Source organism: Frateuria flava (assembly GCF_017837635.1).
In the GTDB taxonomy this organism is placed as follows: domain Bacteria; phylum Pseudomonadota; class Gammaproteobacteria; order Xanthomonadales; family Rhodanobacteraceae; genus Frateuria_A; species Frateuria_A flava.
This window is the reverse complement of the sequence record NZ_JAGJRS010000006.1, coordinates 17,752-32,460: the sequence shown is the minus strand read 5'-3', so window position 1 is coordinate 32,460 and position 14,709 is coordinate 17,752. Positions and strand designations below refer to the sequence as shown.

Annotated in this window: 3 protein-coding genes; all 3 read right to left on the bottom strand. The window is 67.6% G+C overall.

From position 1 onward, the window contains the following. Nucleotides 1-1,578 (bottom strand): condensation domain-containing protein (locus tag J7I44_RS02655; RefSeq protein WP_245187880.1); only part of this gene is annotated, 1,578 nt, incomplete at its 3' end. Next, complete coding sequence (locus J7I44_RS02650) at nt 1,575-4,982, bottom strand: non-ribosomal peptide synthetase (protein ID WP_209615278.1); 3,408 nt, start codon at nt 4,980-4,982, stop codon at nt 1,575-1,577. The genes J7I44_RS02650 and J7I44_RS02655, both read right to left, overlap by 4 nt. Continuing rightward, nucleotides 4,979-14,674 (bottom strand): non-ribosomal peptide synthetase, encoded by a 9,696-nt coding sequence (locus tag J7I44_RS02645; RefSeq protein ID WP_209615275.1) that lies wholly within the window; start codon nt 14,672-14,674, stop codon nt 4,979-4,981. The genes J7I44_RS02650 and J7I44_RS02645 overlap by 4 nt, the downstream gene beginning before the upstream one ends. Between the last annotated feature and the right edge of the window lie 35 nt (nt 14,675-14,709).

Below are 14,709 nucleotides of genomic sequence, written 5' to 3'. Positions count from 1 at the left end.
GAATAGCTGGGGCAGGCAACGATCCGTGGCGATCGCGGCGCGTTCGCCGCAGAGCTCGCGCAGCCGCACGCGTTCATCGGGCGGCACCATCTCCAACGCCGACAGGCGCGCCTGCGGCGCCGCGACCACCGCTTCGAGCAGGGTCCGGTAATGCCCCGCCAGCCGGGCGACGGTGGCTGCGTCGAACAGGTCGGTGCGATACACCAGGCGGCCACCGATGCCGGCGGCCGAGTCCTGAAGATGCAACTGCAAGTCGAACTTGGCGAACGATGACACGTCACCGACCAGGCTCAACTCCAGCCCGGCCAATGACTCCTCTTCACCGGCCGATTCGTTCTGCAGGGCGAACATCACCTGAAACAGCGGCGTCTGGCTGGGGCTGCGCGCCGGATTGAGCGCCTCCACGAGCTGTTCGAACGGAAGATCCTGGTGTTCGTACGCGGCCAGCGCGGTCGAGCGCACCGCATCGAGCAATTGCTCGAAGGTCTGTTCGGGCGCGACCCGGCTGCGCAGCACCAGCGTATTGACGAAAAAGCCGATCAACCCTTCCAGCTCAGGCCGCGTGCGGTTGGCGATCGGCGTGCCCACCGCGATGTCGTCCTGGTTGGCATAACGCGCCAGTACGACCTTGAACGCCGCCAGCAGCGTCATGAACAGGGTGGCGCCACGCGCCTGGCCAAGGCTGCGCAACGCTTCGGCAAGGCGCGGTGGCAGGAGGAAGTCGTGGCTTGCCCCGTCCGCGCCCTGCACCGGCGGGCGCGGACGATCGGTCGGCAGCGCCAGCAACGGCGGCAGGTCGGCCAGTTGCTCGCACCAATAGGCGAGCTGGCGCGGCAATGATGCATTTTCATGCTGCCACTGGGCGAAGTCGCCGTACTGGATCGGCAACGGCGGTAGCGAATCGTGCCTCCCACCTGTCCGTGCACGATAAAAATGGGCAAGCTCGGCCGTCATCACATTGATGGACCAGCCATCCGAGATGATGTGGTGCATGTTGGTCAGCAACACGTGCTCATCGGCGGCCAGCCTCAGCAGCCGCACTCTCAGCAGCGGACCCGCTGCAAGGTCGAACGGATCGCCGGCGAAGGCTTCCAGTCGACCGGCGAGCTCAGTCTCCAGGGCATCGTCCACCGGCAGGTCGATGGACTGGCGTTCGGCAATCACCTGCATCGGCTCGCCGGACACGACCCGGAACGTCGTGCGCAGCGTCTCGTGGCGATCGACGATGTCCTGGATGGCGGCATGTAGCGCGGCCACCTCCAGTGGCCCGCGCAGTCGCAACGCGGCGGGAATGCTGTAGACCGCATTGGCGCCTTCGAGCTGGTCGATGAACCACAGTCTTCGCTGCGCGTGGGAAAGCACGCACGGCGACCGGACCTGCCGCACCGGGATCGCCGCCCGATCGCTGTCGCGTGCCTCCTGCAGCAACGCAGTGATCGCATCACGGTGGCCGCGGATCTGCGCCAGCAACTCGTCGGTCAGCACGCCTTTGGGGGCGCCGACCTTCAGACGCCCCTGGTCAAGGTGGAGCCTGACACCCCGCTCCCGCAAGCCGGCAACCAGGGCGACTACGCTCATACTTCGATTTCCTCGTGGTCTTCCTGATCGGCGGGATCCAGCTGGCTGTCGGCGAGCAGGCCGAGCGTCATCTCGATGTAGGAGGCCATCTCATGGATGGTGGGCGTTTCGAACATGCGACGCAGCGGCAGATCGATACCCCACTGCTGGCGCACGCGCGTGACCAGTTGGGTGGCCAGCAGCGAATGGCCGCCGATCTCGAAGAAGCCATCGTGGATGCCAATCGGCACCTCTCGCTTGAGCACCTCGCTCCAGATGTCGACCAGCCGGAGCTGGATGTCGGTCTCCGGCGGCGCATAGGGCACGCGGCTCTGTCCGGCCATATCCACCTCGGGCAACGCGCGGCGGTCCAGCTTGCCGTTGATGGTCAGCGGCATGGCGTCGAGCTGCATGAAATACGACGGCACCATGTACTCGGGCAGGCGCTCGCCCAGTTGCCGGCGGACCTGGTCGAGGTCGATGCCCTGCCCGACCACGTAGGCGGCCAGGCGCTTGTCACCGTCGGCATCTTCCACGGTGATCACTACCGATTCCTTGACACCCGGCAGGTCGGTGAGCGCCGACTCGATCTCGCCCAGCTCGATCCGGAAGCCGCGGATCTTCACCTGCGCATCGATCCGGCCCAGGTATTCCAGGTCGCCATCGGGCAGGCGCCGGGCGAGGTCACCCGTGCGGTAGAGCCGCAGCCGGGCATTCGTTCCCAGCAGCGTTCCGCCCTCATCCACGAAACGCTGTGCCGTAAGCTCGGGCTGATTCAGGTAGCCCCGCGCAACGCCCGCGCCACCGACGTACATCTCGCCCGGCACGCCAACCGGCGCAAGCTGACCGTGGCTGTCCAGCAAGTGGATCCGCAGGTCCGGTATCGGCTCGCCGATGACCGAGCCGCGGTTGGCCTGCACATCGGCGTGCGTGATCGGACGATAGGTGACGTGCACGGTGGTTTCGGTAATGCCGTACATGTTGATCAGACGCGGGGACCTGGCCCCGTGCCGTTCGAACCATGGGCGCAAGCTGGCCAGATCCAGTGCTTCACCGCCAAAAACAATGCAGCGCAATGTGTTGGCGCGCGACGAGGACGCGTCCGCTTTCATCAGTGCGCGGAACGCCGACGGCGTCTGGTTCAGCACGGTGACCTTCTCGTCGCACAGCAGCGCGTGGAAATCCTCCGGGGACCGGCTGACCCAATAGGGCACCACCACCAGACAGCCGCCATACAGCAGCGCGCCCCACAATTCCCACACGGAAAAGTCGAAAGCGTAGGAGTGGAACAGCGTCCACACGTCGTCGGCGTTGAAGCCGAACCAGGCGTCGGTGGCAGTGAAAAGCCGCGCGACCTGGCGGTGCTCGACCATCACCCCCTTGGGGCGGCCGGTGGAACCGGAGGTGTAGATGACGTAGGCCAGCTGGTTCGGGGCCGCGGAAGCCTGCGGCGCGTCCGCCGGCAATGCGGCCCACGGCGGATTGTCCTGGTCCAGCGTCAGCAACTCGAACGCGCCGGACGGGATGCGCTCACGCACACTCTGCTGGGTCAGCACGATGGCCGGCGCGGCATCGCTGAGAATGTATTCGAAGCGATCACGCGGGCACGCCGGATCGATCGGCAGGTACGCGCCGCCCGCCTTCAGCACGGCCAGCAGGCCGACGATCATCGCCTCCGACCGTTCCAGGCACAGGCCTACGATGGCATCGGGACCCACGCCCTGCGCGCGCAGGTGCCGGGCCAGGCGGTTAGCCTGCTGCTCCAGTTCGGCATAGCTCAGGCTTCGGCCTTCGCAACGCACTGCCACGGCGTCCGGACGCTCGGCGGCACGTTGGCTGAAGATTTCATGCAGGCAACGGTCGGCCGCAAACGCCGGCGCCTCTTCGTCCAGGCTGCGCAGGAGTTCGGCGCGCTCGCCTGCCGAGATCATCGAAAGGGCCGATACCGGCACACCGGGGGACGCCGCTATCGCACGCAGCAGCTCGCTGTAATGGTTGGCCATGCTTTCGATGGTGGCTATGTCGAACAGGTCGGTGCGGTAATACAAACGGCCCTCAAGCCGTCCGTCGCGCTCCTCCATGTCCAGCTGCAGGTCGAACTTGGCCACTGTCGCCTCGCCCTCCAGCGGCGTCAGCGTCAGGCCGGGAAGCTCACCGCCCGGGTTGGGCGTGTTCTGCAGCGAAAACATCACCTGGAACAGCGGCGAGTGGCTCATGCTGCGCTGTGGATTGACGAACTCCACCAGTTGCTCGAACGGCAGGTCCTGGTGCTCGTAGGCAGCCAGTGCCGTGGTGCGCACGTCCTGCAGCAACTGCTCGAAGGTCTGGCCGGCGTGCACCTGGCTGCGCAACACCAGCGTGTTGACGAAGAAACCGATCAGCCCCTCCAGCTCCGGTCGCGTGCGATTGGCGATGGGCGTGCCCACGGCGATGTCCGACTGCCCGGAGTAGCGCGCAAGCAGCACCTTGAACGCCGCCAGCAGCGCCATGAACAACGTCGCGCCGTGCGCCTGGCTCAGCTCCTTCAACGAACGACACAGCGTCGCCGGCAGCACGAAGGTATGGCTGGCACCGGCGAAGCCCTGGACGGGCGGCCGCGGCCGGTCGGTCGGCAGCGTGAGCAGCGGCGGCAGGTCCGCCAGCTGGTCGCGCCAGTAGTCCTGCTGGCGTTGCAGAACCTCGCCCTGCAGGGTCTTGCGTTGCCACAACGCAAAGTCTGCGTACTGGATCGGCAGTGGCGGCAGCATCGGTTGAACCCCACGGATGCGAGCCTCGTACTGGGCCACAAATTCACCCACCAGCACGCCGATCGACCACCCATCGGAAATGATGTGGTGCATGTTGGTCAGCAGGATGTGTTCCTGCGGCCCGAGGCACAGCACCTGTGCCCGCAGCAGCGGGCCTTTGGCGAGGTCGAAGGGCTCGCCGGAAAACGCCATGACCCGATCCATTACATCGGATTCGCTGCACTCCACCAGCGGCACATCGATGGCCAGGTGCGGCACGATCACCTGCAGCGGCTCGCCGTCGGCGGAGCTGAATGTGGTGCGCAGCGTTTCGTGGCGGTCGACGATGGACTGGATGCTCGCGCGCAGCGCGGCGATGTCCAGCGTGCCCCTGAGGCGCAAGGCGGCGGGCATGTTGTAGGTCGCCGTCGCGCCATCGAGCTGGTCGATGAACCACAGACGTTGCTGCGCGAACGACGCCGGCGTCGGAGAAATCACGTCACGGCGGGGAATTGGTGGGCGGTTGCCGCCGCGCGCCTCCATCAGGAGCGCGGTGATCGCGTCGCGCTCCGAGCGGATCTGCTCGACCAGTTCGGGCGTCAGCGCACCCTTGGGCGCACTGACCTTCAGCCGTCCATTCTCCAGGTGCAGTTTGACCTGCCTGGCCCGCAGGCCAGCGATAAGCGCCAGGGTGCTCATACTTCGATTTCCTCGTGGTCTTGCGGCAAGGTGTCGGTCGGTCCGCTGGTCTCCAGCGAAAGGACGGTCTCGATGTAGGCGGCCATCTCATGGATGGTCGGCATTTCGAACATGCGTCGAACCGGCAGGTCGATGCCCCACTGGCTGCCGACACGGGTGATGAGCTGGGTGGCCATCAGCGAGTGCCCACCCAGGTCGAAGAAGCTGTCATGCACGCCGATCGGTGCCTCGCGGCCGAGCACCTGTGCCCATATCCCGGCGAGCGTCCGCTCCACCGCAGTGCACGGTTCCACGTAGCGCGCGCCCCGCCCGGCCGCCGGATCCACCGGCGGAAGCGCGCGCCGATCGAGCTTGCCGTTGGCCGTCGTCGGCAAGGCATCCATGCGCACGAAATGGGCCGGCACCATGTACTCCGGAAGCCGGCTGCGCAGGCCGGTGCGCAACGCGCCGTCGTCGATCGATGGCTCGGCCGCCACGTAGGCCACCAGCCGCGGTTCGCCCGCCACCGGAATCGCCTGCACGCTGGCTTCGTGCACGCCTGGCAGGTCGCCCAATGCAGACTCGATCTCGCCCAGTTCGATGCGAAAGCCGCGAATCTTTACCTGGTCGTCGATTCGGCCCAGGTACTCGATCCCGCCGTCGTGCAGCCGTCGCACCAGGTCACCGGTGCGGTACCAGCGGCTGCCGCCATCGTTCGGCACGAACAGCTCGGCAGTCAGTCGCGGGCGGGCGAGATAGCCGCGCGCCAGCGACGGGCCGCCGACCCACAGCTCGCCAGGCAGGCCCAACGGCGCATCGTGGCCATGGGCGTCGACCACCCTGACGGACAGGTCCGCCAGCGGCCGGCCGATCACGCTACCGCGGTCCTGTGCGAGTTGGGCTTCCACGATGCGATGGCAGGTCGACACGACCGCCCCCTCGGTAGGACCGTACATGTTCACCACGCGCGAGTGGTCGCCATAGCGTGCGAACCACGGCCGCAGGCTGGCCGGATCCAGCGCTTCGCCGCCCAGCGCCACCTGCCGCACCGACAACCGCTGCGGCGACTGCGCATCCACCCGCAGCAGGCTGCGGAACGCCGTCGGCGTCTGGTTGAGGAAGGTCACCCGCTCGCGCAACAGCAGCGCGTGGTAGTCCTCCGGCGAGCGGCTGACCCAGTAAGGCACCACCACCAGGCAACCACCGTGCAGCAGCGCGCCCCACATCTCCCAGACCGAGAAGTCGAACGCGCAGGAATGGAACAACGTCCACACCTCGTCCGGGCCGAAGTCGAACCAGCCACGCGAGGCCTCGAACAGGCGCACGACCTGGCGATGCTCCACCTGCACGCCCTTCGGGCGTCCGGTCGAACCAGAGGTGTAGATGATGTAGGCCAGCTGGTCCGGCTGATTCCGCGGCGCGGGATTGTCCGCCGGCTGCGCGGCCAGGGCCGCCTCGTCCTCGTCCAGCAAAACCAGCGCGAAGTCCCCCGGCGGAATGTGCTCGCGCACGCTCTGCTGGGTCAGCACCGCCACCGGCCGGGCGTCCTCCAGCATGTAGGCCAGGCGCTCCGGCGGACAGGCCGGGTCGATCGGCAGGTAGGCGCCGCCGGCCTTGAGCACGGCCAGCAGTCCCACCACCAGTTCGATCGAGCGCTCCAGGCAGACCGCCACGATCCGCTCGGGCCCTACCCCGTGCGCACGCAGATGGTGGGCCAGCCGGTTGGCGCGCCGGTTCAACTCGCCGTAGCTGAGCGTCCGCTCCTCATAGCGCAGCGCCGGTGCGTCCGGTGTGGCGGCGGCGCGCTCTTCGAATAGCTGGGGCAGGCAACGATCCGTGGCGATCGCGGCGCGTTCGCCGCAGAGCTCGCGCAGCCGCGCGCGTTCATCGGGCGGCACCATCTCCAGCGCCGACAGGCGCGCCCGCGGCGCCGCGACCACCGCTTCGAGCAGGGTCCGGTAATGCCCCGCCAGCCGGGCGATGGTGGCTGCGTCGAACAGGTCGGTGCGGTAGGCCAGCCGCGCGCCGATGGTGCCGTCCTCGCCCTCGTCCATCTCCAGGGTCAGGTCGAAAGGCGTCACGCGCTCCTCCGGCTCGACCAACGTCGCTTCCAGCCCCGGCAGGGAAACATCGCGGCGCGCGTTGTTCTGCAGTACGAACATCACCTGGAACAACGGCGAGTGACTGAGGCTGCGCTCGGGCTTGAGGAACTCGACCAATTGCTCGAACGGCAGATCCTGGTGCTCGTACGCGGCCAGCGCAGTCGAGCGCACCGCGTCGAGCAATTGCTCGAAGCTCTGTTCCGGTGCGATCTGGCTGCGCAGCACCAACGTGTTGACGAAGAAGCCGATCAGTCCTTCCAGTTCCGGCCGCGTGCGGTTGGCGATGGGCGTGCCCACCGCGATGTCGTCCTGGTTGGCATAACGCGCCAGCACCACCTTGAACGCTGCGAGCAGCGTCATGAACAACGTGGCGCCGCGCGCCTGGCCCAGCTGACGCAGTGCACCGGCCAACCGCGGCGACAAGGTGAATGCGTGGCTGGCCCCGGCCATGCCCTGCACCGGCGGTCGCGGACGATCGGTCGGCAACGTCAGCAAAGGCGGCAGCCCGCCGAGTTGCTCGCGCCAGTACGACTGCTGGCGCTGCAACAGGCTGCCCTGCAGCCACTGGCGCTGCCATTGCGCGAAGTCGGCGTACTGGATCGGCAGCGGCGCCAACGTCACCGAAGTGCCTTGCACGGAGGCCGTGTAGTGCGCCACGAACTCGCTCACCAGCACGCCGATGGACCAACCATCGGAGATGATGTGGTGCATGTTGGTCAGGAGCACGTGCTCGTCCACGCCTACTTGCAGCAGCTCGGCGCGCAGCAGGGGACCGCGCGCGAGGTCGAACGGCCGCTGGGCGAAGATCTGCGCCTGCGACATCACCTGCGAAGGTGCGCACGTCCGCACCGGCACGTCCATCGGCAATACGGAGGCAATACGCTGTACCGGCTCGCCTTCGATGATCGCGAAGGTCGTACGCAACGTCTCATGGCGATCGACCACCGCCTGGATGCCCGTGCGCAGTGCCGCCAGGTTCAGCCGGCCGCGCAAGCGCAATGCGGCCGGGATGTTGTAGGCCGCATTGGCGCCCTCCAACTGGTCGATGAACCACAGGCGCCGCTGCGCGAACGACAGCGGCAGATTGCCCTCGCGTGGGCATGGTTGCAGCGCCGGCGAAGTTGCGGCCCGCTCGGCTTCGCCCAGGCGCAGTGCCAGCTCGGCCACCGTCGGTGCCTCGAACAACCAGCGTACCGGCGGCGACTGGCCTCCCGGCTGGCGCAGGCGCGACATCACCTGGGTGGCGAGCAGCGAATGGCCGCCCATTGCAAAAAAGTTGTCGTGGATGCCCACGGTGTCCAGGCCAAGCACCTGCGCCCAGATCGCGCACAGCCGCGCTTCCTGTGGCGTGCGCGGCGGCACCTGCGTGGCCGCATCGGCAAAGTCGGGCACAGGCAACGCCTTGCGGTCGATCTTGCCGTTGCTCGACTGCGGCAACGCATCGAGCACCACGCAAGCCGCCGGAACCATGTAATCGGGAAGCAAGCCTTGTAGTTGCCGTCTCAGGCGGACGCTGTCCACGCCCGCCTGCTCGCCGGCGACGACATAAGCCACCAGTTGCGGACCACCGGGCCGCGACCAGGCCAACACCACGGTGTCCTCCACGCCAGGGAGTCCGCGCAGCACCTGCTCGATTTCTCCCAGTTCGATGCGGAAACCGCGGATCTTCACTTGGTAATCGCTGCGCCCCAGCAGTTCCAGCTGACCGTCGCTGCGCCAGCGCGCCAGATCACCGCTGCGGTAGAGCCGGCCACCCACGCCGAAGGGATTGGGCACGAAGCGTCCGGCCGTACGCGCCGGGTCACCCAGGTAACCGCGCGCCAGCGTCGGGCCACCCACGTACAACTCACCCGGCACACCCTGCGGGCAAAGCTGCAGGCGATCGTCCAGAACATAAGCCCATACGCCCGGCAGCGGCGCGCCGACCGGGACCGAACCTCCGGACAGCGACTGAGCCGGATCGGTGAGGAAGCACGTGCTGTCCACGGCGGCCTCGGTCAGGCCGTAGGAGTTGAACACCGCGGTAGCCGGCTCGGTGACCTGATGGACGAGCTCGAGGTCTTCGGCATAAAGCACGTCCGAACCGGTCACCAGTATCTTCAGCCCTGCAAGGCGCTCTCCCTGCTCGCGCAGGTGAGAGGCCACGTGGCGCAACACGATAGGCACGAATTCGGCGTAATCGATGGCGCGCGCCCGGATCAGCGCCGTCAGCGCCGAAGCATCAAGCAGCGTCGCCTTGGGGCAGATCGTCAGTTCGCCACCCGAGCACAGCGCGCGCACCATGTCGCCGATGCACACGTCAAAGCCGAACCCGGCCATCTGCAGGTGCCGGCGCACATCCCGTTCCAGGCGGTACACCTGCGCCCAGGCGCGGTAGTTGGAACCGATCGAGCCGTGCTGCACCAACACGCCCTTGGGCCGGCCGGTGGAGCCGGAGGTGAAGATCACATACGCCAACTGTTCCGGCCGCACCTGGCCACTCGCCGCCGGGGTGGTCGTCGGCCACGCGGCGGCGGTCATCACCTCACCCAGATCCAGCACCATCGCGCCCGGGTCCTTCAGCCTCGGCGCCAGCGCCGGCGTGCTCACCAGCACCCGGGGTCGAATGTCTTCCAGCATGGCCTCGAGGCGCCCGTCGGGCAGCTCGGGGTTCAACGGTACGTACGCTCCACCGGCCTTGAGGATGCCGAGGAACCCCACCGCCATGCCCAGCGAGCGCTCAAGCAACAGGCCGACCGGCACCTCCGGCGTCACGCCGTGGGCGATCAGCGCGTGCGCCAACCGGTTCGCGGCCGCGTCGAGCTCGGCATAAGTCAGGCAGGCGTCCCCATCGCGCACGGCGACTGCCGCCGGCGTGCGCAATGCACACGCTTCGAACAGGCGGTGCACGCAAGCCGCGTCCGATTCGGTCGCCCCGGGTGGGGTGGCCCACGTCATCAGCCGCTCGTGCTCGGCCGGCGCCACCATCGACAACTGGCCCACCGCCCGCTCCGGCGTGGCCACGACCGCCTCCAGCAACGTCTGGTAGTGGTCCAGCAGTCGCGCCATGCTCGACTCGTCAAACAGGTCCGTGGCGTACTCCAGGTCGGCCCGTAGCCCCCGCTCGGTTTCGGTCAGATAAAGGCTGAGGTCGTATTTGGCGACCTTGATCTGCGGGTCGCGAATGGACAGCTCCAGCCCGGGAAGCTCCAGTGCTGCCATCGGCGTGTTCTGCAGCACCAGCATCACCTGGAACCAGGGCGACTGGCTCATGCTGCGCACCGGCTGCAGGGCCTCGACCAGGTGCTCGAACGGAAGATCCTGGTGCGCATAGGCCGTCAGCACCGTATCGCGCACCTGCTCCAGCAGCGCCGTGAATGGCGCCGCCTCGTCCACCCGGGTTCGCACGACCAGGGTGTTGACGAAGAAACCGATCAACCCTTCCAGCTCAGGCCGGTTGCGGTTGGCAATGGAGCTGCCGACAGCGATGTCCTCGATGTTCGCGTAACGCGCCAGCAACACGTCGAACGCCGCCAGCAGGACCATGTACAGCGTCGCTCCCTGCGACTGGCCCAGTGCATGCAGGCGATCGCACAGCGCGCGCGGCAACCATCTGCTGTGCACCGCGCCGCGGTAGCTCTGCACCGGCGGGCGCACGCGGTCGGTCGGCAGCGGCAGCAGGGTCGGCGCGCCCTGGAGCACGCCCTTCCAGTGCTCCACCTCCGCCTGCAGCGCCTCGCCCTGCAGGCGTTCGCGTTGCCAGTGGGCAAAGTCGGCGTACTGCACCGGCAGCGCCGGCAGGGCAGCGGCCGTGCCGCCCAGCCGCGCCCGGTAGCCGCGCCCCAGCTCGTCGACCAGCACGCCTAGCGAATAGCCGTCCGAGACGATGTGGTGCATGTTGACCAGCAGCACGTGCTCCTCCGGCCCCAGGCGCAGGATGCGTGCCCGGAAGAGCGGCGCCGCGGGGAGGTCGAACGGCATGCTTGCGTCCTGGTCGATATGCCCCTGCAGGGCATCGCGACCGACCTCCAGCAGTGGTATGTCCAGATGAAGCACCGGTGCGATCTGCTGGAAACCGATGCCGTCGCGCTCGATGAATGCCGTGCGCAACGCCTCGTGGCGGTCGACGATGTCCTGCAGCGCCGCGCGCAATGCACCGATGTCGAGGTGCCCATGCAAGTCGATCGCAACCGGCATGTTGTAGGCCGCACTCGGGCCCTCAAGCTGGTAGAGAAACCACAACCGCTGCTGCGCAAACGACAGCGGCATGACCTCGCGATCGGCGACGCGCTGCAGTGACGGGCCTGTCGTCGCGCCCGCGGCAGCCACGGCCCCGGCCAGCCCCGCAATGGTTGGCGTATCGAACAGCTGCCTCACCGGCAGTTCCACGCCCAGCCATTCGCGGATCCGCGACATTACCTGGGTGGCCAGCAGCGAGTGCCCGCCGATGCGGAAAAAATCATCGCCGATGCCGATCGGTGCCTCACGCCGCAGCACTTCCGCCCAGATCGATGCCAGCCGCGCCTCGGTATCGTTGCGCGGCGCCTGGTAGGCCATCTCGCTGGCTTCGGCCAGGTCCACCGCCGGCAGCGCCTTGCGATCGAGCTTGCCGTTGGACGACAACGGCAGCGCCTCCAGCCGCACCAGCCGCGTCGGCACCATATAGTCGGGCAGGCGCGTGGAAAGCGCCGCACGCAACGCATCTTCCGGCGGAGCCTGTGCGCCAGTCACGTAGGCCACCAGGCGCTTCTCGCCCGCCGCATCGGCTGGCGCCAGCACGACCGCTTCGCGTACGCCCGGCTGCTCACGCAAGGCCGCTTCGATCTCGCCCAGCTCGATGCGGAAGCCGCGGATCTTCACCTGGAAATCGAGCCGCTGCAGATATTCGATCTGGCCATCCGCGCGGCGCCGGACGCTGTCACCCGTGGCGTACAGGCGGCCACCATCGCCACTGAACGGGTCGGGCACGAACTTCTCCGCCGTCAGGCCGGGTCGACCCAGGTAACCGCGCGCCAGGCCCATGCCGCCGATGAACAGCTCGCCAGCTACGCCGAGCGGCACCGGCTGCATCTGCGGATCGAGCACGTGCAGGCGCAGGTTGTCGATCGGATGCCCGATCAGCACGCCGCTTTCCACGGTCTGGCGCGTGCAGCGCCATGCGCTGACTTCGATCGCGGCCTCAGTAGGGCCGTAAAGGTTGTGGATCACCTGCACCTGCGGCATGGCCTCGAACAGGCGCTGCGCCAACGCTTGCGGAAGCGCCTCGCCGCCGGACACGGTGCGTCGCAGGCCGAGCGTGTCCAGGCCGGGCTCGTTGAGAAACACCTGCAGCATGGACGGGACGAAGTGGGCGGTGGTCACGCCCTGCTCCGCGATAAGCCGGCGCAGGTAGGCCGGGTCGCGGTGGCCCTCAGGCTGCGCGATCACCAGCGTCGCGCCTGCCATCAGGGGCCAGAACATCTCGCACACGGAGATATCGAAATTGAACGGCGTCTTGGCCAGCACGCGCTCGCCCGGCGCGACCGGTACCTCCTTCTGCATCCACACGAGCCGGTTGCACACGGCGCCATGGGTATTCATCGTTCCCTTGGGCTTGCCGGTGGAACCGGAGGTGTAGAAGACGTAGATCAGGTGATCGTGCGCCAGCGCCACTGCCGGATCGGTGGCCGGCAGCGAGGCCCATTGCGCGTGGTCGCGGTCCACGCACACCACGGGGAGCACATCGGACGGCAGGTTCGCAGCGATCGCCCCGGTGGTGAGCATCAGCAGTGGACGCGCGTCCTCGAGCAGGTAGCCAAGCCGCTCGGGCGGGTAGTCCGGTGCCACGGGCAGGTAGGCACCGCCGGCCTTCATCACCGCCAGCAGGCTGATCACCAGCTCGAACGAGCGCTCCTGCGAGACCGCGACGATCGTCTCCGGGCCGACCCCTTGGCTGCGCAGGTAATGGGCCAACCGGTTGGAGGCCGCCTCCAGGCTGCCGTAGTCCATCACCTGCCCTTCGAACACCAGCGCCGGGGCATCCGGTGTCCGGCGAGCCTGGGCGGCGATCCGTGTGTGCACCCAGCCGGTGCCGGCCGGGGCGGTCGTCGTCGCGTTCCACGCCTGGACCAGGTGCATCCGCTCGTTGCCGGACAGCATCGGCAAGCGGCCCACGCGCGTCGCCGGGGTCGCCACCACGGCCTGCGCCAAGGTCAGATAATGGTCACGCAGCCGTTCCATGGTCGGGCGATCGAACAACTCGCTGCGGTACTCCAGGCGGCCCTTCAGGCCCGTCGCCGACTCCTCCAGCTCCAGCGTCAGGTCGTACTTAGCCGTTTGCGTCGGCGCATCCAGCAAGCGCGCTTCGAGCCCCGGCAGCTGCACCGTCCCGATCGGTGCGTTCTGCAGCGCGAACGACACCTGCACCAGGGGCGCATAGGCCATGCTGCGTGCCGGCTGCAGTTCCTCGACCAGTTGCTCGAAGGACACCGACTGGTGCGCAAAGGCTTCCAGCGTGTCGCCTTTCAGGCGCTCCAGGAAGGCCGTGAACGGTTCGCCCGCATCGACCGTGTCACGCAATACCAATGTGTTGGCGAAGAAGCCGATGACGCCCTCGAGCTCCGCATGCTCGCGATTGGCCACCGGCGTGCCCACCACGACATCCGATTGGCCTGTGTAGCGCGCAAGCAGTACCTTGAACACCGCCAGCGTCAGCATGTACAGCGACACGTTACGCTCGCGCGCCAGCGACTTGAGCGCCGACACCAGTGCGCCGGGCAGATCGAAGACGAGCGTGTCGCCTGTCACGCCCTGCATCGGCGGGCGCGGCCGGTCGGTGGGCAATTCCAGCAGCGGTGGCGCCTCGTGCAGGCGCTCGCGCCAATAGCCCAGGTGGCGCGCGAACTCCTCACCCTCGATCCAGCGGCGCTGCCATGCCGCATAGTCCACGTACTGCACGCGCAATGGCGGCAACGGCGCGGGCCGCCCCGAACGGTAGCCTGCGTAAAGCGCACAGAACTCGCGCACCAGCACGCCCATCGACCAGCCATCGGAAACCGCGTGATGGATCGACAGCACCAGCACCTGCCGCCGCTCGGCAACACGCCACAAGGACACCCGCAACAGCGGCCAGGCATCCAGCGAGAACGGTTGGGCGGACTCTGTCGCCAGCGCCTCGGGCAATTGCGACTCCGCCACGTCGCGGCGCTGCAGGGGCACCTCCAGCGTGTCGGCCACCTCCACGTAGGGCTGGCCGCGCTCGACCGCGAATCGGCCACGCAGCGCCTCGTGCCGCGCCACGATCGCCGCCAGCGCTTCGCGCAGTGCGGTCTCGTCCAGCTCGCCTTCCAGCACCAGCGGCACCAGTTTGTTATAGACCGTGTTCGGGCCGTCCAGTTGCTCCAGGAACCACAGCCGGCGTTGCGCCAGCGACAGTGGCAGCCGGCCCTCGCGCGGCACCGATTCAAGCGTCTGCGCACGGGCGCGCGCCTGACCTTCCAGCAGATCCAGCAGCTGCGCCTTGTGCGACGACAGCAACGTATGCAACGCAGCCGTCATGGCTCCTTTGGGCGCACTGACCTGTAATTGGCCCTCCCTGGAAGCCAGACGGATGCCCGCCTCGCTCAACTTTGCCAGCACGCTTGAGATATCCATTCCGTTTTTCCTGAAGAGCCGCGACTACGAGGAAG

Coding starts and splice junctions, on each gene's coding strand:
- J7I44_RS02645 (WP_209615275.1), bottom strand. CDS start 14,674: ATGGATATCTCAAGCGTGCTGGCAAAGTTGAGCGAGGCGGGCATCCGT.
- J7I44_RS02650 (WP_209615278.1), bottom strand. CDS start 4,982: ATGAGCACCCTGGCGCTTATCGCTGGCCTGCGGGCCAGGCAGGTCAAA.